Source organism: Burkholderia ubonensis subsp. mesacidophila (genome assembly GCF_002097715.1).
GTDB lineage: Bacteria > Pseudomonadota > Gammaproteobacteria > Burkholderiales > Burkholderiaceae > Burkholderia > Burkholderia mesacidophila.
In genome coordinates, this window is the sequence record NZ_CP020738.1 from 2,043,352 (window position 1) to 2,066,055 (window position 22,704).

A 22,704-nucleotide genomic window follows, 5' to 3' on the forward strand; every position below is an offset into this window, starting at 1 on the left:
GAGCATGACATCAAGGACGAATATCGCTTCAACGCATTCGGACGCCTGCTTGCGGTGGTGCGCGAGCAGGATCGCTGACGCGTGTTCGACCTCGGCGCCGACGGCAAGCGCCGCCCCGCCAACCTGCCGCTCCCGGCCGACGTCGCCGCCGACGAACTCGCGCAGTACCTCGGCGACCTGCTGCACGAGAACGCCACGCCGCGCAACGATTCGGTCAAGCCCATCGCGTCGCTGAAGCGCGATTAGCGTCGCACTGCGCTTTCCTGCATTCCGCCCGAGTCAATTTGACAGTTTAACTTGCAAGTTAAACTTTCATACCCTATGATCCGCCGCATGAACCCACCGCGCCCCTCCGCCAAAGCCGCCGAAGCGGTCGCCGCCGACCTGACCCTCGCGGTCGGCCAGCTCATCCGCCGGCTCCGCTCCGAAATCGAATCCGAAGGGCTCGGCATGTCCCAGACGAGCGCGCTCGCGCGCCTCGAACGAAACGGGCCGATGACGACCGCCGATCTCGCGCGCGCCGAGGCGATGAAGCCGCAGTCGATGAAGGCGATTCTCGCGAGCCTGGAGGAAGACGGCCTCGTCATGCGCGAGCCGCATCCGACCGACGGCCGCCAGATCCTGTTCGTGCTGACCGCCGCCGGCCGCGAAGCGCGGCGCAAGCGCAACGCGGCCAAGCACCAGTGGCTCGGCGCCGCGATCGACAAGCTCGACCCCGAAGAAATCCGCACGCTCGCCGCCGCGATTCCGCTGATCAGGCGCATCGGCGACACCTGATTCCGGCGATGCGCGCGCCAGCACAGCCGCGCGCGTTCCGCCCCCCACCACCGTCCCCCTCACGGAACCTCCATCATGAGCACAACCCGTCTCGACTCGAACACGGCCCTCGTCGTCATCGACCTGCAGAAAGGGATCGTCGGCCTCCCCACCGCCCATCCGCCCGGCGACGTGGTCGCCCGCTCGCGCGCACTGCTCGACGCGTTCCGCAGCCGCGGCCTGCCGGTCGTGCTCGTCAATGTCACCGGCGGTGCGCCGGGCAGGACGGAACTGCCGCCCCGCACCGAGCCGTTCCCGGCCGACTGGGCCGAGTTCGTGCCCGAACTGAACCGGCAAGCAGGCGACCACGTGGTGACGAAGAAAACCTGGGGCGCGTTTACCGGCACCGGTCTCGACGCGCACCTGAAGGCGGCCGGCGTGACGCAGGTCGTGGTGGTCGGCATCGCGACGAGCATCGGCGTCGAATCCACCGCGCGCCAGGCGTTCGAGCTCGGCTACAACGTGACGCTCGCCATCGATGCGATGACGGACCTGAATGCGCAAGCGCACGCGAACAGCATCGCGCGTATCTTTCCGCGGCTCGGCGAGACGGCGTCCACGCAGGAAGTCATCGCACTGCTCGACGCGCTCGATGCGTGAGCGCGGCACAGGCATGAACGACGGCGTCGCGCGATCCGCTCCACGCCACGCGCGCGCCGCCGGCCGGCTCGATCCGTCGGTCTGGAAGGTCAGCGCGGTCGCGGTGCTGGGCTCGCTCCTGGCGCAGCTCGACGCGACGATCGTCAACGTGTCGCTGTCCAGCCTCGCGACGGACCTGCATGCGCCGCTGTCCGTGATCCAGTGGGTGACGAGCGGCTATCTGCTCGCCCTCACGCTCGTCCTGCCGCTGAACGGCTGGCTGGTCGACCGCATCGGCGCGAAGGCGCTTTATCTGTGGTGCTTTTCCGCATTCACGCTGTCGTCGGCACTGTGCGCATTCGCGTGGTCGGCGCCGTCGCTCATCGCGTTTCGGGTGCTGCAGGGCGTGAGCGGCGGATTGCTCGCGCCGATGGCGCAGATGATGATCGCGCGCGTCGCAGGCAAGCAGATGGCGCGCGTCGTCGGCTATGCCGCCGTGCCGGTGCTGATTGCGCCGATCCTCGGGCCGGTCATCGCCGGCGCGATCCTGCAGCATGCGTCGTGGCGCTGGCTCTTTTTCGTGAACCTGCCGGTCGGTGCGCTGGCGCTCGCGCTCGCCGCGCGTTTCCTGCCGAACGATCGCGACGACACGCAGCGGCGCGCGCTGGACTGGCTCGGTCTCGCACTGCTGTCGCCGGCGCTCGTGCTGTTCCTGTACGGCGCCGAGCGGATCGGGCTGAGCGTCGGCGTCGCGGCGATCGCCGCGTCGGTCGCATTGCTCGCGGCGTTTCTCCGGGTGCAGCGGCGCAAGGGCGCGCATGCGCTGATCGACCTGCGGCTGTTTCGCGGCAAGGTGTTCGGCGCCGCCGCCGGCACGCAGTTCCTGTCGAACGGCGCGCTGTTCGCCGGCCAGATGCTGATTCCGGTGTTTCTGATCGACGCATGCGGACGATCGCCGGGCGAGATGGGCTGGCTGCTCGCGCCGCTCGGCCTCGGCATGCTGGTCACGTATCCGTCGATGGGCGCGTTGACGAGCCGGTTCGGCGTGCGCCGCGTGTCCGCCGGCGGTGCGCTGCTGGCGCTGCTCGCCACGCTGCCGTTCGTGTGGCTCGCCGGTCGCGGGCTCGACCTGGCCGTGCTGATGCCCGCGCTGTTCCTGCGCGGCATGGGACAGAGCGCGGTCGGCACACCATCGCTTACCGCGGCATACGCGTCGATCGACCGGCGCGACCTGCCGATGGCGACGACGTCGCTCAACATCGTCCAGCGTCTCGGCGGCCCGGTGTTCACGACGCTGTGCTCGCTGTTTCTCGCGTGGCGGCTGCAGTCCGCGCCTGCCGGCGACGCCGGCGCGTCTGCCTATGCGTATGCAGCGGCGTTCGCGCTGTTGTGCGTGCTGCACGCGTCGACCTTCGTGATGTCGCTCCGCTTGCCGCTATGGTCCGACGCTGCCGGCCGGCAAGCCGCAGGACACGCGCCGGCCGAATCGCGCTGAACGGCGTAAGCCATCGTGCGGGCCGACGCGACCCGCACCCTGCGCTACTTCCACTTCGATCCGAGGCTCGCGAGTCCCGCCCGGTCGAGGTCGGCCGGGAGCATCACCACGCGAAACTCGCAATCCGCGTTGAACATCAGGAACCACGGCTCCGCGAGCGCCGGAATCCGTGACGGGTCGTCGAGATCGACGATCAGGACGGCGCCGCGCGTGCCGTCCTGCTCGGTGAAGTAAGCAGCCTCCGGTTTGGTCTCCTCGAGGATTCGCGCAATCACTTCGCCGACGCTGCCGTTTCGCACCAGACCATTGAACGGCTCGTGGGGAATTCGTATGTTGAGAAGCATGCGCATGGTCACCTCCGTGATTGAAACCCCGCATGGGGTCTTCAAAGCATAGAAGCTTTCTTGCGTCGCGCCAGCGCGCCCGGCTCGCGTTTGCCTCACTTGCGCCCCGGCAACTGCGGCCTATATTGGAGCAATCGTTCGCGACGCATGCCGGTCGCCGCAGAAGAGGAACAACGCGATGTGCGACACCTTCGACTATCCGAAGCAGTACGGCGGCGCGAGCCGAAGGCGCTTTCTCCGGCTCGCCGGCCTCGCGTCGTTGAGCGGGCTTGCCGCCGGCCCGTTCGCGACGCTGCCGGCACGCGCCGATGCGTTGACGAAGGCGCAGCGCGAGCGCATGACGCCGGACCAGATCATCGAGGTCATGAAGCAGGGAAACGCTCGCTTCCAGCGGGGCGAGCGCAAGGCCCGCAATTACCTGCGGGAACAGAAGGCGAGCGCAAGCGGACAGTACCCCGCGGCCGTGCTGCTCAGTTGCATCGACTCGCGCGCGCCGGCGGAAGTGATCATGGATCTCGGCATCGGCGACATCTTCAACTGCCGCGTCGCCGGCAACGTCGAAAACAGCGACATCCTCGGCAGCATGGAGTTCGCCTGCAAGCTGTCCGGCGCGAAGGTCGTCGTCGTGATGGGACACACCGCGTGCGGCGCCATCAAAGGCGCGATCGCCAATGCCGAGCTGGGCAACCTCACCGGGCTGCTGGCCAGGATCAAGCCCGCCGTCCAGGCCACCCGCTACGACGGCGAGCGTTCCGCGACGAACTATGCATTCGTGGACGCAGTGGCGCGCAAGAATGTCGAACTGACCATCGACGGCATTCGCCGGCACAGTGCGGTGCTCGCGGAGCTGGAATCCGCCGGCACGATCAGGATCGTCGGCGCGATGTACAACCTGGGAACAGGCGCACTGGAATTCCTCGGCTGAGCGCACCGAGGCGAGTGTCGCTCACACCGAGCGGCCGCCCGGGACCGGCGGCGGGCAATGTCACGTCACCGGCGGCGCACGCCCGTGGTCGCCGATGCCGCGCACGTCGTCGTATTCCCGCGAGATGTCCTTGTTCGTGTAATCCCCGAGCCGCGACGCCGCGATCACGCTGATCACCGCGCACACCAGCACGTACGCCGCGATCGCATAGCCCGAGTGGTAGTAGGCGAACAGCGCGGTCGCGATCAGCGGCGCCGGCCCGCCGGCGATGACCGACGCGAGCTGGTAGCCCATCGACGCGCCGCTGTAGCGCAGCCGCCCGGTGAACGATTCGGCGATCAGCGCGGCCTGCGGACCGTACATCATCGAATGCGGCACCAGCGACAGCACGATGGCCGCAAAGATCAGCACGGGGTGCTTCGTATCGACCATCGCGAAGTAGAGGAAGCCGAACGCGCCGGCGACGGCGGCCCCGATCACGTACATTTTCCGCCGGCCGATCAGGTCGGACACGTGCCCGAACAGCGGGATCGTGAAGAACTCCAGCACGGAAGCCGCGAGCACCGCGATCAGCAGCAGGTTGCGCGACGCGCCGAGCGTCGACACGCCATAGGTGAACACGAAGGCCGTGAAGATGTAGAACGGCGCCTGCTCGGCCATGCGGGCGAACGCCGACAGCAGGATGTCCTTCGGCTGGCGACGCAGCACCTCGAGCATCGGCGCCTTCTCGATCCGGTTCTCGGACAGGAGCCGCGCGAAGATCGGCGTCTCGAGAATGTTCAGGCGGATGTAGAGACCGATCGCGACCAGCACGATGCTGAGGAGGAACGGCACGCGCCAGCCCCACGTGATGAACGCGCTGCCGGAAATCCAGCTCATCGCCAGCACGGCGAGATTCGCGAGGAACAGCCCGGCCGGCACGCCGAACTGCGGCCACGCGGCGACGAAGCCGCGATGCGCGTTGGTGCGCGCCCATTCCATCGACATCAGCACCGAGCCGCCCCACTCGCCGCCGACGCCCACGCCTTGAATGAAGCGCAGCACCGTGAGCGCGATGGCGCCCCAGATGCCGATCACCGCATAGGTCGGCACGAACGCCACGGCGAAGGTGGCAAGCCCCATCAGCAGCAGCGTGACGATCAGTGTGGCCTTGCGCCCGATGCGGTCGCCGTAGTGGCCGAAGATCGCCGCGCCGACCGGGCGGGCGACGAAGCCGACCGCGTAGATCAGGAACGCCTGCAGCGTGCCGACGAGCGGGTGCGATTGGGGGAAGTACAGCTTCGCGAAGACCAGGCCGGTCACCGTGCTGTAGAGGAAGAAGTCATACCATTCGATCGTGGTGCCGACCGTGCTCGCGATGACCGCGCGGCGCAATTGGCGCCGGGCCTCCTCGTCGGAGAGGGGCGTTGCCCCGGATTGCATGGCAGCCATTTTGCATCCCCTTGGAACAAGGGCAATAGATGTATAGACAATTTTTGCTGCACGGCGTTCCGGATGGACGCCACGGCGCCGCGGTCGCCGGCGTGGCGCCAGAAAAGCGTTCAGGACTGAAACCATTTGCTCGTCCAGTCGCGGCTCCGCGCAACCGTTTCCCCGCCTTTCCCGCACTGCTGCGACAGGCGTGGACGCCCGGCATCCGACGCGCACGCAACCGGAACGCGCCGCCCGTGTTCGGTCCGGGCCGGATGACAGAAGAGGCTGGGGGCGGCGAATGGTCCGGCAAGCAGGCGTGCGCAACCTCGGCTCACCAGGAACCGCGCGCGATGTTCCCGCCGTTACGTTACATCCGTGAACGATTTCGCCGTTGGCCCGGCATGCCGCCCGCGGCGGCACGAAGCCGACCCGTGCCGGGATGCGCGCCGCGTCGCCGCCCGATCCACCAGCCGGCAAGCTTCGGCGGCCGGTGCCGACGCCCGGCCGCGACGCGTCGCACACGCGTCCGGCGGCACTGGTACGGAATCTGCATCCCGTCCGACACGAGAACGAGCGCCGCGCCGCCGATCGGCGCGGATAAGTGAAAACTGCCGGGCCTGTCTGCGGACACGCCCGCCGAACCGCTGAACGGGGTCAATCATGGATGCGCTGCCGAACCAGTCAGACGCGCAATTCCAGGCGTTCCTGAACCGGTTGATCGAGCAACCGAAGCCCGCCTGGACCGAAAAACAGTGGATGGAGCTCGACATGGCGCTCGCGCTGTCCACCCAGATGCTGCAGATCGCCGAGCGCATGCGCGACGGCCAGGCCAATCTCGAGAACAGCCTCGTGCTGCTCAGGTATGCGAAGGTGCTGGACTTCATCCTGTCGTCGCTCGCGGCGCGCCGGGACATCCACCCGCAGACGCTGCGCACGATCTTCCGGCTCGCGAACGTCAGGATCGTCGACGAATATCCGGAGTAAGCCGGCGCCGCGCGGCTACAGGCTCCCCGGCTCGTGCGCGTCCGGCTGCACGCCCGCGGCCGCGAGCGCCTCGTGCAGCGTCGCGAAGATGCACGACGCGCCGACGATCTCCACGATCCCGTGCCGCTCCATGTCCGCGCGCAGGTAGCGGTTCACCCGGCCGAAGATCACGCCGATCCCGCGCGCGCGCAGGCTCCGGACCAGGTCGCTCACGGTGCGCGCCGCCGAATAATCGACGTCGGTGATCGCCCCCGCGTCGATGATGAACCAGCGCGGCGCGACCGGCGCCGCATCGACGAGCGCGGCGACTTCCGCGGCGAACAGGTGATCGTTCGCGTAGAACAGGTCCGAGCCGAAGCGGTAGACGATCAGCCCCGGCGCCGTCATCGCGCCCGGCCGGGCCGGCACGGGCAGCCACCGCCCGTTGCCGGCCACCGGCTCCAGCACCATCGTATGCGGCCGGTAGCTGTGCCGCACATGCCGCATCAGCGACAGCGCGACGGCCAACAGGATGCCCTGCTCGACGCCGAGCATCACGACCGCCGCGGCCGTCACCAGCGCGAGCGTGAATTCGCCCGGGCTCTCGCGGCGGATCGCGCGCAGGCTCGGCACGTTGATCAGCCCGAGCGCGATCGTGAAGACGATGCCCGCCAGCACGCCATGCGGCAGGTATTGCAGCAGCGGGCTCAGGAACAGCAGCACCACGACCACCACCGCGGCGAACGCGAGCTGCCCGACCTGGCTGCGCGTGCCCGCGCCGTCGGCCATCGCCGTCTGCGTCGGGCTGCCGTTCACCACGAACGTCCCGCTGAACGCGGCGGCCGCATTCGCCGCGGCGAGCCCGAGGATGTCGGCGTCGGTGTCGACCGTCTCGCGATACTGCTGCGCGAACACGCGCGCCGCCGCCGCGCTTTGCGCGATGATCATCACGAAGCACGATGCCGCCACCGGCACGAGATCGAGCAGCTGCTGCCACGTGACGGCCGGCAGGCGCAGCGCCGGCAAGCCGCCCGCGACCGGCCCGAGCACCGCCACGCCGTGCGCGGAGAAATCGAACGCCCGGCTCGCCGCGATGCTGCCCGCCACCGCGATCATCGGCATCGGCACGCGCGGCAGGAACCGTTTGCAGCCGAGTATCGCGCCGACCACCAGCGCCGCGAGCGCGAGCGTCGGCAGATGCGTGCGCGCGAGATGCGTGACGACGTACTCGAGCTGGGCGACGCTGCGCGATGACGGCACCGGCACGGCCATGCCGAGCACGTCGCCGAGCATCGCGATCGACAACTGCACGCCGACGCCGGCCAGGAAGCCGACCAGCACGGTGCGCGACAGGAAATCGGCGAGAAAGCCGAGCCTGAAGATGCGCGCGAGCAGCAGCATCGCCGCGGTCAGCAGTGCGACCATGCCCGCCAGCGTCACGTATTCGGCGCTGCCGAGCGGCGCCATCGCCGACACGCGGCTCGCGAAAATGGTCGCGGTCGCGGAATCGGCGGCGACCACCAGGTGACGCGACGCGCCGAAGATCGCGAACGCGACGAGCGGCAGGAACACGGTGTACAGGCCCGTCACCGCAGGCATCCCCGCGATGCGCGCATAGCCGAGCACTTGCGGGATATCCATGAATGCGAGCGAGATGCCGCCGAACACGTCGCGGATCGCCGCGCCGCGCTTGATCGGGAGAATGCCTTTGAGCAGGCTTACGCCTGACGACGAACTGCCGTTTGAATCGCTCATGCTTGAAATCGTGTCGGTGTCGAGTCTTTTGCGCATCGTGCCCCGGGCGGGCGGCGGCTGGCAAGTGCGCGCGCAACCAACGGCGCGCCCCGCTCAGGAACCCCGCCGCAATAATGCTGTCCCTTTCAGGTGCCCTACAATTCGGGCGCACGCCGCGACGCGGCGCCGGATCAACGCTTCAACGCTTCGAAAGGAACCCTCACCACCCCATGACCGTGAATGACCTCTGGTTTGCGCCGCTCGTCGGCTCCCTCGTCCTGCTGGCCGGATCGTGCGCGATCGCGGCCGCCGTCCACTTCCTGCTGTTCCGCGTGGTCGCGCGGCTCGCCCGGCTTTCCGCCACCCGCGTCGACGATGCGCTGTTCGAGTTCGGCGCGTTCAAATGGCTCGCCCGCATCGTCCCGTTCCTCGTGATCAAGTTCGGCCTCGGCATGGTGCCCGGCGTGCCGGCGACGGTCGCGCAGATCGTCGACAAGGTGCTGTTCGCGCTGATCGCGTTCCTCGTCACGATGACGATCAGCGCGACGCTGTCCGCGCTCGAGCACACGTACCGGTCGAGCCGGCGCGACCAGCCGCGCCTGTCGCTGAAGGGCGCGATGCAGCTCGTCAAGCTCGTGATGTTCATCACCGCCGCGCTCGTCGTGATCGGCGAAGCGACCGGCAAGCAGATCGGCCTGCTGCTGTCGGGAATCGGCGCGATGTCGGCAGTCCTGATGCTGATCTTCAAGGACACGCTGCTCGGCCTCGTCGCGGGCGTGCAATTGTCGTCGAACGACATGCTGCGGATCGGCGACTGGATCACGATGCCGTCCGCCGGCGCGGACGGCACGGTCATCGACATCACGCTCAACACCGTCAAGGTCGCGAACTTCGATCACACGATCATCACGGTGCCGACCTGGAAGCTGATCAACGAGAGCTACCAGAACTGGCGCGGGATGACCGAGGCCGGCGGGCGCCGCATCAAGCGCGCGCTGTCCATCGATGCGACGAGCGTGCGCTTCCTCGACGCCGGCGAAATCGCGCGGCTCGAACGCCTGACGCTGCTGAAGGACTATCTCGGGGAAAAGGTCGACACGCTCGCGCAATGGAACGGCGCGCTCGGCACGGACGGCGCATGCCCGGCGAACCGCCGCCAGCTGACGAACCTCGGCACGTTCCGTGCATATGTGGCGAGCTATCTCGCACGGCATCCGCGCATCCGCCGCGACATGACCTGCATGGCGCGGCAGTTGCCGCTGACCGCCGAAGGCATTCCGCTCGAGCTGTACTGCTTCACCGACACGACGACGTGGGTCGATTACGAGTCGATCCAGTCCGACCTGTTCGATCATCTGATCGCGCTGCTGCCGGAGTTCGGGCTGCGCGTGTACCAGCATCCGTCGGGGTTCGACATGCGGCAGATGATCGATTCGCGAGGGCCCGGCGATTCGGCGCGCACCGCATCCGAGGCGGCGCACATCGGATAGCACGCGTCGAGGGCTCGATCCGCGCGAACGTGCCGGCCGCCCTCAGGGGCGTGATCCGCACGCGTGCGCCTTGACGATTTCGGGATCGAATGCCGCATGCCCGGTTTCCAGGTTCAGCCAGGCGAGTCTGGCATGCTTGCCGTCCGGCACATGCCAGATCAGTTTCACGGTCAGGTCGCTTCCCTTCGATGATTTGAACCATCTGACCATGCGCACCTGCTCGGGAAAACAGGTCGTCGCAGCGCCCTCGTCACCCATGAGCGGACCGTAAAGATCGAAGCCGTACTTCAGCATGGCGACGAGTTGCTCGCGGGATACCCCGGTCTTGAACCCATCGGTCGCGCCGTCGAATATCTCGCCGAAGTGCTGCGCGTTGTATTGCTCGACGAACCGGCTCTCGGCCAGAACCGCCGCGGCCTTGTCGTCGTCGAAATACCCGAAATGAATCCGCGTGCGTGCGGCGACGATCACGATCGCCAACACGCATGCGACGAGCATCGCCGTTTTCCACCGTCTTCGAAGCAGTGCCATCAATTGCATTCCCCGTCAAAACAAGCGATCCGCCGGATAGACCGGCAAGCACCCTCCGCTCACCGCCCCGCGCATTCGGTCGCCAGCCGCCCGAGCACCTTCAACGCGTGCTCGATCTGCGCCGACCACGGATAGCTGTAGTTCAGGCGGATGAAGTGCCGGTAATCGCCGCTGGTCGAGAACATGTGCCCGGGCCCGATGGTGATCCGCTGCGCGAGCGCCAGCTGGTACAGGCGCATCGCGTCGACCTGGGGCGGCAGCTCGACCCACAGCACGTAGCCGCCCTGCGGCTGCGACAGCCGCGTGCCTTCCGGAAAGAAACGCCGCACCATCGCGCTCATCAGGTTCGCCTGCTGCGCGTACTGCTTGCGGATGCGCCTCAGGTGGAAGTCGTACCCGTCGTGCTTCAGGTATTCGGCGATCGCCAGTTGCTCGGTGGCCGGCGTCGCGAGCGTATTCAGGAATTTCAGCTTCTCGACCTGATCGCGATACCGGCCCGGCATCGCCCAGCCGATCCGGTAGCCGGGCGACAGGCTCTTCGAGAACGACGCGCAGTGCAGCACGAGCCCGTCGCGGTCGAACGACTTCAGCGCGCTCGGCCGTGCGTCGCCGTAATACAACTCCTGATAGACGTCGTTCTCGATCGCCGGCACCCGGTGCTTCGCGAGCAGCTCGACGAGCGCGCGCTTGCGCGCATCCGGCATCTGGAACCCGAGCGGATTCTGGAAATTCGGCATCACCATGCATGCGGCGATCGGCTCGCGTTCGAGAATCCGCGCGAGCGCATCGAGGTCGATCCCGTCGCCCGGATGCGTCGCCACCTCGATCGCGCGCATGCCCATCCGCTCGATCGCGTGCAGCATCGCGTAGAACGTCGGCGACTCGACCGCGATCGTATCGCCCGGCTTCGCGACCGCCTGCAGGCACAGGTTGATCGCTTCCGTCGCACCGATCGTCACGATGATCTCGTCGCGCTCCACCGCGATCCCGCTCTCCAGATAGCGCCGCGCGATCTGCCGGATCAGCTCCTGGTTGCCGGGCGGCAGGTCGTCGATCACGCCCCAACGCGTGCGCCGGCGCGCGATCGTCTGCGCGTGCCGCGCGAGCCGCTGCACCGGAAACTGCGCCGCGTCCGGATACGGCGAACCGAGCGGCACGGCGTCGTCGCGCGAGATCGAGCGCAGCGTCGACAGCACGAGCCGGCTCACGTCCACCGACGACGGCGCGGCCGTGGGCGTGGACGCATGCAGCTCCGCGACGGCGGCCTGCGCCATGCGCGCCTTCACGAAATAGCCGGACTGCGGCCGGCTCTCGATCAGCCCGCGGCTTTCGAGCACCAGGTACGCGCGCAGCACGGTCGTGATGCTGAGCCGGTGCTGGCGGCTCGCCTGGCGCACCGACGGAATCCGCTCGCCCGGCCGGTAGACGCCGTTGTCGATCTGCGCCTCGAGATCGTCGGCCAGTTTGTCGTAGCGCTTCACGCAGGTTTCTTTCAAATTGCCTTCACACGTACAGTTCTGTACCGCATTGCGTCAGATTGCCGCAACTGTACTCTTTTTCGGAATGAAAAGGTGTACACGCAGCGGGCGACGGGCCGCGCGTAACCTGCGTCCATCGCTTCCCCCCCGACACTCGCATCATGAAAAAGAAGCCCGCCAACCCACGCATCGAGCCGTACACCCATCCCGCCGCCGGCTGGGGGGCGCTGAAGGCCGTCACGATCAACCTGATCAAGGAAAAGGTCTCCGGCGCCAACTACCGCACGCTGTTCCGCCAGAACCAGCCGGACGGCTTCGACTGCCCCGGCTGTGCATGGCCGGACCGCAAGCACGCGTCGACCTTCGAGTTCTGCGAGAACGGCGTGAAGGCCGTCGCGGCCGAGGCGACCGGCAAGCGCGTGACGCCGGAATTCTTCGCCGCGCACACGGTCACCGCGCTGCTCGAGCAGACCGACTACGAGCTCGAACAGCACGGGCGGCTCACCGAGCCGATGATCTACGACGCGCGCACCGACCGCTACGTACCGATCGCGTGGGACGACGCGTTCGAGCTGATCGCCCGCCATCTGCGCGAACTGCCCGACCCGAACCAGGCCGCGTTCTACACGTCCGGCCGCGCGAGCAACGAGGCGGCGTTCCTGTATCAGCTGCTGGTGCGCCTGTACGGCACGAACAACTTCCCCGACTGCTCGAACATGTGCCACGAGGCGACGAGCCGGGGGCTGCCGCCGTCGGTCGGCATCGGCAAGGGCACGGTCACGCTCGACGACTTCGAGCTGGCCGACACGCTGCTGATCTTCGGGCAGAACCCGGCGACCAACCACCCGCGGATGATGGGCGAACTGCGCGAATGCGCGAAGCGCGGCGCGACGATCGTGTCGATCAACCCGTTGAAGGAGCGCGGCCTCGAGCGCTTCGCCGATCCGCAAAGCCCGATCGAGATGCTGACGATGTCGGGCACCAACATCGCGTCGACGTTCATCCAGCCGACGATCGGCGGCGATTTCGCGCTGATCAAGGGCATCGCGAAGCGCGTGCTCGAACTCGACGACGACGCGCGGCGCAACGGCACCGCGCGCGTGCTCGACACCGCGTTCATCGCCGAGCACACGGCCGGCTTCGACGCGTTCGCCGCCGACCTGCGCGACGAAAGCTGGTCGGCGCTCACTGCCGAGAGCGGCGTGCCGTACGAGCAGATCGACGGCCTCGCGCAGCTCTATGCGCGCAGCGAACGCGTGATCGCGACGTGGGGGATGGGCCTCACGCAGCACAAGCATTCGGTCGCGACCGTGCAGATGCTGACCAACCTGATGCTGATGCGCGGCAACATCGGCCGCCCCGGCGCGGGCCTGTGCCCGGTGCGCGGCCATTCGAACGTGCAGGGCAACCGCACCGTCGGCATCGAGGAAAAACCGTCGCAGGCGTTCCTCGACCGGCTCGGCCAGGTGTTCGATTTCGAGCCGCCGCGCCGGCACGGCTACGACGTCGTCGAGACGATCGAGGCGATGCTCGAAGGCCACCTGAAGGTGTTCATCGGCCTCGGCGGCAACTTCGCGATGGCGACGCCCGACACGCCGCGCACCTGGGAAGGGCTGCGCCGCTGCGACCTGACCGTGCACATCACGACCAAGCTGAACCGCAGCCACCTGGTCCACGGCCGCGACGCGCTGATCCTGCCGACGCTCGGCCGCACCGAGATCGACCTGCAGGACAACGTGCCGCAAGGCGTGACGGTCGAGGATTCGATGAGCATGGTGCACGTGTCGTACGGGATGAACAAGCCGGCGTCGCCGCACCTGATGTCCGAGCCGGCGATCGTCGCGCACATCGGCCACGCGCTGTTCGGCAGCGGCAAGGTCGACTGGCTCGGCTACAAGGACGACTACGCGAAAGTGCGCGACGCCATCGAGGCGACCCTCGACGACTTCTACGACTACAACGCGCGCATCGCAAAACCGGGCGGCTTCCACCTGCGCGTCGCGTCGCGCGACCGCGAGTGGCTGACGCCGACCGCCAAGGCGAACTTCATCGCGCACGCGCTGCCGACCGACACGCCGATCCAGCGCGCCCGCGCGCTGCACGGCGAGCGCCTGATGACGCTGATGACGACGCGCTCCCACGACCAGTACAACACGACCGTCTACGGGCTCGACGACCGCTATCGCGGCGTGTTCGGCCAGCGCCGCGTCGTGTTCGTCAACCCGGACGATCTGGCGATGCTCGGCCTGAAGGCGGGCGAATGGGTCGACATGGAGACGGTGTGGCACGACGGCATCGAGCGGCGCGCCGACGGCTTCCTGCTCGTCGCCTACGATATTCCGCGCGGCTGCATCGGCGCGTATTATCCGGAAACGAACCCGCTCGTGCCGCTCGACAGCGTCGGTGACGTCTGCAACACGCCGACGTCGAAATCGGTGCCGGTGCTGCTGCACCGCGCCGCCGCGCAGGCCGCGCAGGCCGCGCAGGCCGCCTGAAGGAGAACCCGCGATGATCGTCCGCCCCCGCGAGCACTGGCTGCGGATGCTGTTCGTCTGGAACGGCTCGGTGCTGCAGACGATCCTGCCGCAGCTCGCGCTGACGCTGGCGATCAGCATCGTCGCGCTGTGGACCGGCGGGCGCGTGATGGGCGAGAAGGTGCCGCTGAACCCGACGCCGTTCACGCTGATCGGCCTCACGCTGGCGATCTTCGCGGCGTTCCGCAACAACGCGAGCTACGACCGCTATCGCGAGGCCCGGCATCTGTGGGGCGGCGTGCTGACCGCCGCGCGCACGCTGGAATCGCAGGCGCTGGCCTACCGCGTGTTCGACACCGACGACGAACGCCGCGTGTTCGTGCGCGCGCTGATCGCGTTCGTGTACGCGCTCAAGCATCAGCTGCGCGGCACCGACCCCGCGGCCGACCTGCGGCCGCGGCTCGACGACGCGACCTACGCGCAAGTCGAGCCGCTCAAGTTCCGCCCGATCGCGATCCTGCATCGGTTGCGCACGACGCTTGCCGCACGCGCCGACGCCGGCCGCCTCGCGGATACGCGCCTGTGGATGCTCGACGCGCGGCTCGACGAGCTGGTCGCGATGGTGAGCGGCTGCGAGCGCATCGCGTCGACGCCGATCCCGTTCTCGTACGACGTGCTGCTGCACCGGACCATCTACGCGTATTGCATCCTGCTGCCGTTCGGGCTCGTCGATTCGATCGGCGCGGCCACGCCGTTCGTCACGGTGTTCGTCGCGTACACGCTGATCGCGCTCGACGCGATCGCCCATGCGATTGCCGAGCCGTTCGGCACCGGCCCGAACCATCTCGCGCTCGATGCGATCACGCGGCAGATCGAGCGCACGCTGCTGGAACTGAACGGCGAACCGCTGCCGAACGAAGTGACGCCCGGCAAGCACTATCGGCTCCCCTGACCCGACGCGCGCCGCGGCGCGCGTAATAAACGCTCACAAACGATACAAACCGGCCGTCAACACGCGTGGCGCACGCCCCGTTCTTGGGTCAAGCGCCGGATATTCCTGCGCCCGACAACGACAGGAGAAAACACCATGCGAGCCCTCACCCGCCACCTCGCGATCGCCGCCACCCTGATGTCGGTCCTGACCGGCACCGCGTTCGCCGACACGCCGTGGCAGAAGACGCACCCGCGCCGCGAAGAGGTGAACCAGCGCCTCGCGAACCAGAACCGCCGCATCCACCACGAAGTGAAGGAAGGCGAGCTGTCGCGCACGCAAGCCGCGCGCCTGCATCGCGACGACCGCAAGATCCGCCAGGAAGAGCGGGACATGGCGGCGCAGAACGGCGGTCATCTCACCAAGCCGGAACAGCGCGTGCTGAACCAGCAGGAAAACGCGGTCAGCAACAAGATCGGCCAATAAGCGCTCCGCCTCGGTGACTTTCGGACGCCCGCTGCCGCGTTGCGGCCGCGGGCGCTTGTTGTATCGAATCGTTTCAGCGCGCAATGCGTGTCGCACCCTGCGGGTATACTTCGCCGTCAACCGTTGCGAAGCTTCGCGTTTCGCCTGCCCCGCGTTCCAGCCTCGACACGAGAGACACGACGACCACCATGAAACGATTCCTGCTGCTCCTCCCCGCCACCGCCGTGCTCGCCGCCTGCGGTTCCGCACCGACCTCCGAGTCCGCCGCCGAGTCCGGCGCGCAGGCGATGATCTACGTGTCGTCGCAGCGCCCCGCCGACGCGATCGCCAACTGCCTCGACAGCCGGCTGTCGGACGTGCAGCGCTCGCACCACGGCGGCGTGACCGACATCACGGTCGGCTCGCGTTCGTACTTCGTCACGCTCACGCCGTCCGGCTCCGGTTCGGTCATCAAGGTCGTGCGCGGCACCGCGAGCGAGCCGCCCGAGGAAGCAATGCGCTTCGCGATCGCGCGCTGCGCGATCTGATCCGGCGCGCCCGCGCGCGATCGCCCGATCCGCGCCGGCGCCGATTATTTTTACCCGGGCGTCCGTCAATGAGAGAATCGCACCACAATCTCTTTCCGATGGAGCCCGCATGAAGCATCTGCTGTCCAGGCTGTTCGTCAGTGCCACGCTCACCGCGCTCGCCACGCTCACACCGGCCCACGCGGCGACGCCGCCCGGCATCTTCGTCGTCGCGACGCAACTCGCCGAGTTCACGACGCTCGACCCGAGCGTGATCTACGAGCTCGTGCCGTCCGAGTATGCCGCGAACACCTACGAACGGCTCGTGCGCGTCGACCTGAAGGACCCGACGCGCTTCGACGGGCAGATCGCGCAATCGTGGAGCGTCGGCGCGGACGGCGTCACCTTCACGTTCAAGCTGCGCCCCGGCCTCACGTTCCATTCCGGCAATCCGCTCACCGCCGACGACGTCGCCTGGTCGCTGCAGCGCACCGTGCTGCTCGACAAGGGCCCGGCCGGCGTGCTCGCCGACCTCGGCCTCACGAAGGCGAACGTCGCGCAGAAGGTCCGCGCGATCGATCCGCAGACCGTCGTGCTCGAAACCGACCACAAGTACGCGCCGAGCTTCGTGCTCAACGTGCTGAGCGCGTGCCCGGCGTCGGTGTTCGACAGGAAACTGCTGCTGTCGCACCAGCAGGGCAACGATCTCGGCAGCGGCTGGCTGCGCACCAACGACGCCGGCTCCGGCCCGTACAAGCTCGTCAAGTGGACGCCGAACGAGAGCATCGTGCTGCAGCGCTTCGACGCGTACCGCACGCCGTATCCGATGCAGCGCGTCGTGCTGCGCCATGTGCCCGAGGCATCCGCGCAGCGCCTGCTGCTTGAGAACGGCGACGCCGACGCGGCGCGCAACCTGAGCCCCGACAGCCTCGCCGCGCTGTCGAAGGCCGGCAAGATCAAGGTCGCCGCGTGGCCGGTGTCCGCGCTGATGTACCTGAGCCTGAACACGAAGAACCCGAACCTCGCGAAGCCCGAGGTGCAGGAAGCGATGAAGTGGCTCGTCGACTACGACGGCATCCAGCGCAACATCGTCAGCGCGAGCTACAAGGTTCACCAGACGTTCCTGCCGGAAGGCTTCCTCGGCGCGTCGAACGCGCGCCCGTACAAGCAGGACGTCGCGAAGGCGAAGGCGCTGCTCGCGAAGGCCGGGCTGCCGAACGGCTTCACGGTGACGATGGACATGCCGAACGACTACCCGTTCCTGGAGATCACGCAGGCGCTGCAGGCGAACTTCGCGCAGGCCGGCATCCAGGTGAAGCTGATCCCCGGCGACGCGAAGCAGGCGATCGGCAAGTATCGCGCACGCCAGCACGACATCTTCATCGGCGAATGGTCGCCGGACTACATGGACCCGAACAGCAACGCGCGCGGCTTTGCATGGAATCCGGACAATTCGGACCAGTCGCCGACCAAGCTGCTCGCGTGGCGCAACAGCTGGGACATCCCGCAGCTGACGAAGGACACCGAGGCCGCGCTCGCCGAGCCGTCGCCCGCGAAGCGCGCGCAGCGCTACGACGCGCTGCAGAAGGCGGTGCTCGCGCGCTCGCCGTTCATCATCATGTTCGAGAAGGTCGTGCAGGTCGCGACGCGCCCGGGCGTCACCGGCCCGGAAATCGGGCCGATCAACGATTTCGTGTCGTACCGGACGCTGAAGAAGTAAGCCCCCTCGCCGGCGACGCCGGCGCGCGGCGCGCTCAATTGAGCGCCGCCCACACCAGATACGCATTCAGCGCGACGATCACGACCGTCGCCGCGCCCGCCGCAATCAGCAGCGGCGCACGCATCGCATGCGCGCCCATCACGTCGCCGCGCGCCGACAGCATCAGCAGCGCGATCATCGGCATCGGCAGCACGAAGCTCAGCACGACCTGGCTCAGCACCATCGCATGCGTGACGTCGCACCCCAGCGCGACGACGACAAGCGCCGGCGCGACCGTCACCGCGCGCCGCGCCCACACCGGCATCCGGCGCCGGATGAAGCCCTGCATCACGACCTGCCCCGCCATCGTCCCGACGACCGAGCTCGACACGCCCGACGTCAGCAGCGCGACGAGGAACAGTGCGCCCGCCGCCGGCCCGAGCACCGGAATCAGCGTGTGATACGCGTCGCCGATGTCGGTCATGCCCGGCGCGCTCCGGTGGAACGCCGACGCCGCCATCATCACCATCGCGAGATTCACGACGCCGGCCAGGCCCAGCGCGACCACCACCTCGCGGTTCGAGAAGCGCACGAGCCGGCGGCGCTCGGCGTCGTTGCGCGGCGCGGTGCGGCCCTGCGTCAGCCCGGAATGCAGGTACAGCGTGTGCGGCATGATCGTCGCGCCGATGATGCCGACCGCGATCGTCAGCGCCGCGTGATCCGGAAGCTGCGGCACGACGAGATGGAAGGCCGCCGCCTGCCAGTCCTGCGGCGCGATCAGCAGTTCGCCCAGATAGCAGGCGCCGATCACGCCGACGAGCGTCGCGATCGCGACTTCCAGCGGCCGGAAGCCGCGCTTCTCCAGCGCGAGGATCGCGCCGGTCGCGAACCCGGTCGCGACCATCCCCGCGAGCAGCGACAGATGGCACAGCAGCCCGAACGCGAGCGCGCCGCCGAGGAATTCGGCGAGATCGGTCGCCATCGCGGCGATTTCCGACGCGATCCACATCCCCCACACGACCGGCGCCGGGAAATGGTCGCGGCACAGTTCCGCGAGGTTGCGCCCGGTCACGACGCCGAGCTTCGCCGATATCGCCTGGAACAGCATCGCGATCGCGTTCGCGGCGAACACGACCCACAGCAGCCGGTAGCCGTACGCGGCGCCCGCCTGGATGTTGATCGCGAAGTTGCCGGGGTCCATGTAGCCGATCGACGCGATCACGGCGGGACCGACGAACGGCAGCAGCGCGGCGGCGCCGGTGCGGCGCCCTTCCAGGGCGGCGCGCGCCGCGTGCTCGGTCCGCTCGGTGGACGGGCCCGGCAGCGCGAGGCTGCCGGCGGGTTTGCTCGAAATGGGACGCATGTTCGGGTTCCGTTCGAAAGAAGGATACAGCGGACGACGGAGGCGGCCGGCGCGCCGCTTGCCGGCCGCGCCGGCTCACACGGGCACGACGTCCGGGCGGTTGCGCGGAATCTGCGCGAGCACGTCGGGCGCGAGATTCAGGTGCGCCTCGACGAGCTGCGGCGGCGTATGCGCGAGCCAGTCGGACAGCGACACCTCCGCATAGCGCTCGGACTTGAAGATCTCCAGGAACACGAGATCGGTGTTGCCGGTGTTCTGCACGTAATGCCCGAGGCTCTTCTTCACGTAGCCGACGTCGCCCGCGCGGAAATCGGCGGTCTGCGCCTTCGGGCCGGTGTCGAACACGGTCATGCGCGCGTCGCCCTGGATGTAGTACTGCCACTCGTCCGCGTTCGGGTGCCAGTGCAGCTCGCGCATCCCGCCCGGATGCACGGTGACGAGCGCCGCCGAGACGGTCTTCGATACGTTGAAGTTGGTGCTGTCCGCGATCCGCACTTCGCCGCCGCGCGTCTTCACGACGGGCTTCATGTCGCCGAGCGAGAAGATGAACGGATGCGGCGGCGCGCCGCGCGACGACGCGGCCGCGCGCTGCGCCTGCGCGAGCGGGCCCGGCTCGTCGCCCTGGAAGATCCACAGGTTGTCGAGCGGGATGTTCCGGAACGCGTCGGCCGGCACGCCGAAGTTGCGCGCGAGCACGTCGGGCGGCGTATGCGCGATCCAGTCGGTCAGCAGCAGCGTGTTGAATTCGGACGCGCGGCCGTTATCGAACGCGAGCAGGAATTCCGCGCCGTCGCTGCCCAGCCCCTGCAGCGAATGCGGCAGGCCGGGCGGGAAATACCACAGGTCGCCCGTCTTCACGTCCTGCACCGACGGCCGCCCCTGTTCGTCGAGCACGGTGATCCGGCAGCGGCCGTCGAGCATGAATGCCCATTCGGCCTGCTGATGCCAGTGCATCTCGCGAATGCCGCCGCGCGTCAGCCGCATATTGACGCCTGAAATGGTTTCCGAAATCGCGAAATCGTCCTGCGTGACTTCGCGCGCCCAGCCGCCGTTCTGAATGCGCTTGTGCGCATTATTGAACGACGCCCAGAATAACGGCATGCCGTTGATATCGGTCGCGGGCGGATCCTGAAACGACGGAAACTGATTCGCCAATGCCGGATTCTGCGGCCCCGGATCGGTCAGGCTCTGGCGATTGCGCGCATTGACCGCGCCTTCCGGCGGGCGGTCCGGATTGCCGAACGAGGCCGCCTTCGCGGTCACGGCAAGGCCGGCCGCGGCTACCGCGCCGGCCGTATTCGCGAGCATCTTGCGTCGGGACAGATTCGTCATGATTTCCTCTTCAGTTCTTCAGTTAATCGAATGCCTGGCACGGGGCGACCATTCGTTTTCAGATTAACGAATGATTTGAACAACCCGCGACGAAATTTAAAAACAAATCCGACAAAACATTAAATGAATAATTAAGATGGATTCATGACTTAATCTGATTCCCTTTAAGTTTGTAATAATTTTGATCAGGCACGGTGAATGCGGATCACGAAAGCCGATGGATTGCCGGACAGCTGCGATGAACATCGCGGCCCGGATCAGTAGCTATCGACGCCGCTCACGCCATAGCTTTTTTAATCTGGCGCGAATTATTTTGTTTTTGTCAGATGGATGAGAGGTCATGCCACGCCCACCACCTTGTCAAAACCCCTCCGAATGGCCCGGTGCTCGCGCGCTGCCGCAGTCGACAACGCCGACCCGCGGCCCGTGGCGCCTGATGTGATGCACGCCCCCCCTTCCCGTTCACCGACCGATGGAGCCCGCATGAAACTGCCGACCTTCCGGCCCGCCGCCACCCTGGCGGCCCTGGCCGCCGCGTCCGTTCTCGCCGCCGCACCGCTGTCCGCCGCACGCGCGGAAACGCCGAAGGACATGTTCGTGATGGCCACGCTGCTGGACGAATTCACGACGCTCGATCCGGGCGAGGTCTACGAGCTGGTGCCGGAGGAATACGTCGCGAACACCTACGACCGCCTGGTGCGCGTCGACCTGCGCGACCCGTCGAAATTCAACGGCGACGTCGCGCAATCGTGGACCGTGAGCCCGGACGGGCTGACCTTCACGTTCCGGCTGCGCCCCGGCCTCAAGTTCCATTCGGGCAACCCGCTGACGGCCGACGACGTCGCGTGGTCGATCCAGCGCACGGTGCTGCTCGACAAGGGCGCGGCCGCGGTGCTCGCCGGCATCGGCCTCACGAAGGCGAACGTGGTCGCCAACGTGACGAAGCTCGACGACCTGACCGTGTCGGTCACGACCGACCGCAAATACGCGCCGACCTTCGTGCTGAACGTGCTCGGCGCGTGGCCCGCGTCGGTGGTCGACCGCACGCTGCTGCTGTCGCACCAGCAGGGCAACGATTTCGGCAACGGCTGGCTGAAGACCAACGAAGCCGGTTCCGGCGCATACAAGCTCGTCAAGTGGACGGCCGGCGACAGCCTCGTGCTGCAGCGCTTCGACGGCTACCGGCTGCCGCTCGCGATGAAGCGCATCGTGCTGCGCCACGTGTCCGAAGCGGCCAGCCAGCGCCTGCTGCTCGAAAACGGCGACGTCGACGCGGCGCGCGACCTGAGCCCCGACGACCTCGCGGCGGTCGCGAAATCCGGCCGCGCGAAGGTCGCGCCGTCGCCGCAGGCGACGCTGCTGTATCTCGGCCTGAACACGAAGAACCCCACGCTCGCGAAGCCCGACGTGCAGGAAGCGCTGAAATGGCTGGTCGACTACGCGGGCATCCAGGGCCATGTCGTGAAGACGACCTACAAGGTGCACCAGACCTTCATGCCGGACGGCTTCATCGGCACGCTCGACGCGAACCCGTACCGCCTGGACGTCGCGAAGGCGAAGGCGCTGCTCGCGAAGGCCGGCGTGCCGAGTGGTTTCTCGGTCACGATGGACGTGCGCAACGACTACCCGTACACCGAGATCGCGCAGGCCATCCAGGCGAATTTCGCGCAAGCGGGCGTCAAGGTGCAGCTGATTCCGGGCGACAACAAGCAGACGCTCGCGAAATACCGCGCGCGCCAGCACGACATCTACATCGGCGAATGGTCGGCCGACTACATCGATCCGCACAGCAATGCGCAGGGTTTCGCGTGGAATCCGGACAATTCCGACAGGTCGAGCTATAAAATGCTGGCCTGGCGCAACGGCTGGGACATCCCGCAGCTCACGAAGGACACCGACGCCGCGCTGGCCGAGCCGTCCGCCGCGAAACGCGCGCAGCGCTACCAGGCGATGCAGAAGGACCTGCTCGCGCGCGCGCCGTTCGTGATCCTGTTCGAGAAGGTCGCGCAGGTCGCGACGCGGCCCGGCGTCAGCGGGCTCGAGGTCGGGCCGATCAACGATCTCGTGTCGTACCGCAACCTGAAGAAGCAATGAGCATTGGGAGAATGTGCGTCGCCGCGAACACCGGCCCTGCGCGCATTCCCA

At 67.6% G+C, this 22,704-nt stretch carries 19 protein-coding genes and 1 pseudogene; 13 read left to right on the forward strand and 7 right to left on the reverse strand.

Going from position 1 to position 22,704, the window contains the following annotated elements; translation table 11 throughout:
• Positions 1-9 precede the first annotated feature (9 nt).
• The 4 genes and pseudogenes from B7P44_RS26520 to B7P44_RS26535 all read left to right on the forward strand — a co-directional run bounded on the left by B7P44_RS26520 (position 10) and on the right by B7P44_RS26535 (position 2,890).
• Positions 10-246, forward strand: a pseudogene (locus tag B7P44_RS26520) (DUF7661 family protein).
• A 75-nt stretch (positions 247-321) separates the two neighbouring features.
• Positions 322-777, forward strand: a complete 456-nt coding sequence (locus B7P44_RS26525) for a MarR family winged helix-turn-helix transcriptional regulator (protein WP_088511532.1) — start codon at positions 322-324, stop codon at positions 775-777.
• A 75-nt stretch (positions 778-852) separates the two neighbouring features.
• Entirely contained in the window at positions 853-1,416 is a 564-nt protein-coding gene (locus B7P44_RS26530) for a cysteine hydrolase family protein (RefSeq protein ID WP_084908886.1), read from the forward strand.
• 13 nt (positions 1,417-1,429) lie between these two features.
• Positions 1,430-2,890, forward strand: a complete 1,461-nt coding sequence (locus B7P44_RS26535) for a DHA2 family efflux MFS transporter permease subunit (RefSeq protein ID WP_084910041.1) — start codon at positions 1,430-1,432, stop codon at positions 2,888-2,890.
• A gap of 44 nt (positions 2,891-2,934) precedes the next feature.
• Here B7P44_RS26535 and B7P44_RS26540 read toward each other — a convergent pair whose 3' ends face one another.
• Entirely contained in the window at positions 2,935-3,240 is a 306-nt protein-coding gene (locus B7P44_RS26540; RefSeq protein ID WP_059483886.1) for a hypothetical protein, read from the reverse strand.
• Between the two features lie 172 nt (positions 3,241-3,412).
• On the opposite strand from B7P44_RS26540, the gene B7P44_RS26545 reads away from it, so the two are divergent.
• Complete coding sequence (locus B7P44_RS26545) at positions 3,413-4,159, forward strand: carbonic anhydrase family protein (protein ID WP_084908887.1); 747 nt, start codon at positions 3,413-3,415, stop codon at positions 4,157-4,159.
• 60 nt (positions 4,160-4,219) lie between these two features.
• Here the strand turns inward: B7P44_RS26545 and B7P44_RS26550 are convergent, their stop codons facing one another.
• The gene (locus B7P44_RS26550; protein ID WP_084908888.1) at positions 4,220-5,590 is read right to left on the reverse strand and encodes an MFS transporter; all 1,371 of its coding nucleotides are present in this window, start codon (positions 5,588-5,590) and stop codon (positions 4,220-4,222) included.
• Positions 5,591-6,232: 642 nt separating this feature from the next.
• Between B7P44_RS26550 and B7P44_RS26560 the strand changes: the two genes are divergently transcribed.
• Positions 6,233-6,556, forward strand: coding sequence for a DNA-binding protein (locus B7P44_RS26560; RefSeq protein WP_084908890.1), 324 nt, complete (start codon positions 6,233-6,235; stop codon positions 6,554-6,556).
• 15 nt (positions 6,557-6,571) lie between these two features.
• Here the strand turns inward: B7P44_RS26560 and B7P44_RS26565 are convergent, their stop codons facing one another.
• Entirely contained in the window at positions 6,572-8,290 is a 1,719-nt protein-coding gene (locus B7P44_RS26565; protein WP_084908891.1) for a SulP family inorganic anion transporter, read from the reverse strand.
• A gap of 209 nt (positions 8,291-8,499) precedes the next feature.
• Between B7P44_RS26565 and B7P44_RS26570 the strand changes: the two genes are divergently transcribed.
• Positions 8,500-9,759 carry a mechanosensitive ion channel family protein gene (locus B7P44_RS26570; protein ID WP_084908892.1) on the forward strand — a complete coding sequence of 420 codons (1,260 nt, stop codon included), beginning with the start codon at positions 8,500-8,502 and terminating at the stop codon, positions 9,757-9,759.
• 42 nt (positions 9,760-9,801) lie between these two features.
• Here the strand turns inward: B7P44_RS26570 and B7P44_RS26575 are convergent, their stop codons facing one another.
• Positions 9,802-10,290 carry a hypothetical protein gene (locus B7P44_RS26575; RefSeq protein WP_133117917.1) on the reverse strand — a complete coding sequence of 163 codons (489 nt, stop codon included), beginning with the start codon at positions 10,288-10,290 and terminating at the stop codon, positions 9,802-9,804.
• A gap of 59 nt (positions 10,291-10,349) precedes the next feature.
• A complete protein-coding gene (locus B7P44_RS26580) occupies positions 10,350-11,771 on the reverse strand; it encodes an aminotransferase-like domain-containing protein (RefSeq protein WP_084908894.1) in 1,422 nt (473 codons plus the stop codon).
• A 158-nt stretch (positions 11,772-11,929) separates the two neighbouring features.
• Here B7P44_RS26580 and B7P44_RS26585 point away from each other — a divergent pair, with 158 nt between their 5' ends.
• The 5 genes from B7P44_RS26585 (at position 11,930) to B7P44_RS26605 (ending at position 17,885) form a co-directional block, all read left to right on the forward strand.
• Entirely contained in the window at positions 11,930-14,263 is a 2,334-nt protein-coding gene (locus B7P44_RS26585; protein WP_084908895.1) for an FdhF/YdeP family oxidoreductase, read from the forward strand.
• Positions 14,264-14,276: 13 nt separating this feature from the next.
• On the forward strand, positions 14,277-15,194 hold the full coding sequence (locus tag B7P44_RS26590; RefSeq protein ID WP_084908896.1) for a bestrophin family protein: 918 nt from the start codon (positions 14,277-14,279) through the stop codon (positions 15,192-15,194).
• A gap of 135 nt (positions 15,195-15,329) precedes the next feature.
• A complete protein-coding gene (locus tag B7P44_RS26595; protein ID WP_084908897.1) occupies positions 15,330-15,659 on the forward strand; it encodes a hypothetical protein in 330 nt (109 codons plus the stop codon).
• A 188-nt stretch (positions 15,660-15,847) separates the two neighbouring features.
• Positions 15,848-16,186, forward strand: a complete 339-nt coding sequence (locus B7P44_RS26600) for a putative periplasmic lipoprotein (RefSeq protein WP_084908898.1) — start codon at positions 15,848-15,850, stop codon at positions 16,184-16,186.
• 109 nt (positions 16,187-16,295) lie between these two features.
• Positions 16,296-17,885, forward strand: a complete 1,590-nt coding sequence (locus tag B7P44_RS26605) for an ABC transporter substrate-binding protein (protein WP_084908899.1) — start codon at positions 16,296-16,298, stop codon at positions 17,883-17,885.
• A gap of 34 nt (positions 17,886-17,919) precedes the next feature.
• On the opposite strand, the gene B7P44_RS26610 is transcribed toward B7P44_RS26605, so the two are convergent.
• Together B7P44_RS26610 and B7P44_RS26615 are read right to left on the reverse strand one after the other, a co-directional pair.
• Positions 17,920-19,227, reverse strand: coding sequence for an Nramp family divalent metal transporter (locus tag B7P44_RS26610; RefSeq protein ID WP_084908900.1), 1,308 nt, complete (start codon positions 19,225-19,227; stop codon positions 17,920-17,922).
• A 75-nt stretch (positions 19,228-19,302) separates the two neighbouring features.
• Positions 19,303-20,559, reverse strand: a complete 1,257-nt coding sequence (locus tag B7P44_RS26615; protein ID WP_084908901.1) for an oxalate decarboxylase family bicupin — start codon at positions 20,557-20,559, stop codon at positions 19,303-19,305.
• Between the two features lie 483 nt (positions 20,560-21,042).
• Here B7P44_RS26615 and B7P44_RS26620 point away from each other — a divergent pair, with 483 nt between their 5' ends.
• Positions 21,043-22,653, forward strand: coding sequence for an ABC transporter substrate-binding protein (locus B7P44_RS26620; protein WP_084908902.1), 1,611 nt, complete (start codon positions 21,043-21,045; stop codon positions 22,651-22,653).
• The last annotated feature ends 51 nt before the right edge of the window (positions 22,654-22,704 follow it).

What these genes read in the sequence shown, in the direction of transcription:
- B7P44_RS26565 (WP_084908891.1), bottom strand. Translation starts at nt 8,290, where the DNA reads ATGAGCGATTCAAACGGCAGTTCGTCGTCAGGCGTAAGCCTGCTCAAA.
- B7P44_RS26620 (WP_084908902.1), top strand. Translation starts at nt 21,043, where the DNA reads ATGAAACTGCCGACCTTCCGGCCCGCCGCCACCCTGGCGGCCCTGGCC.
- B7P44_RS26590 (WP_084908896.1), top strand. Translation starts at nt 14,277, where the DNA reads ATGATCGTCCGCCCCCGCGAGCACTGGCTGCGGATGCTGTTCGTCTGG.
- B7P44_RS26530 (WP_084908886.1), top strand. Translation starts at nt 853, where the DNA reads ATGAGCACAACCCGTCTCGACTCGAACACGGCCCTCGTCGTCATCGAC.
- B7P44_RS26585 (WP_084908895.1), top strand. Translation starts at nt 11,930, where the DNA reads ATGAAAAAGAAGCCCGCCAACCCACGCATCGAGCCGTACACCCATCCC.
- B7P44_RS26570 (WP_084908892.1), top strand. Translation starts at nt 8,500, where the DNA reads ATGACCGTGAATGACCTCTGGTTTGCGCCGCTCGTCGGCTCCCTCGTC.
- B7P44_RS26600 (WP_084908898.1), top strand. Translation starts at nt 15,848, where the DNA reads ATGAAACGATTCCTGCTGCTCCTCCCCGCCACCGCCGTGCTCGCCGCC.
- B7P44_RS26535 (WP_084910041.1), top strand. Translation starts at nt 1,430, where the DNA reads ATGAACGACGGCGTCGCGCGATCCGCTCCACGCCACGCGCGCGCCGCC.
- B7P44_RS26560 (WP_084908890.1), top strand. Translation starts at nt 6,233, where the DNA reads ATGGATGCGCTGCCGAACCAGTCAGACGCGCAATTCCAGGCGTTCCTG.
- B7P44_RS26545 (WP_084908887.1), top strand. Translation starts at nt 3,413, where the DNA reads ATGTGCGACACCTTCGACTATCCGAAGCAGTACGGCGGCGCGAGCCGA.
- B7P44_RS26595 (WP_084908897.1), top strand. Translation starts at nt 15,330, where the DNA reads ATGCGAGCCCTCACCCGCCACCTCGCGATCGCCGCCACCCTGATGTCG.
- B7P44_RS26525 (WP_088511532.1), top strand. Translation starts at nt 322, where the DNA reads ATGATCCGCCGCATGAACCCACCGCGCCCCTCCGCCAAAGCCGCCGAA.
- B7P44_RS26550 (WP_084908888.1), bottom strand. Translation starts at nt 5,590, where the DNA reads ATGGCTGCCATGCAATCCGGGGCAACGCCCCTCTCCGACGAGGAGGCC.
- B7P44_RS26540 (WP_059483886.1), bottom strand. Translation starts at nt 3,240, where the DNA reads ATGCGCATGCTTCTCAACATACGAATTCCCCACGAGCCGTTCAATGGT.
- B7P44_RS26605 (WP_084908899.1), top strand. Translation starts at nt 16,296, where the DNA reads ATGAAGCATCTGCTGTCCAGGCTGTTCGTCAGTGCCACGCTCACCGCG.
- B7P44_RS26575 (WP_133117917.1), bottom strand. Translation starts at nt 10,290, where the DNA reads ATGGCACTGCTTCGAAGACGGTGGAAAACGGCGATGCTCGTCGCATGC.
- B7P44_RS26615 (WP_084908901.1), bottom strand. Translation starts at nt 20,559, where the DNA reads ATGACGAATCTGTCCCGACGCAAGATGCTCGCGAATACGGCCGGCGCG.
- B7P44_RS26610 (WP_084908900.1), bottom strand. Translation starts at nt 19,227, where the DNA reads ATGCGTCCCATTTCGAGCAAACCCGCCGGCAGCCTCGCGCTGCCGGGC.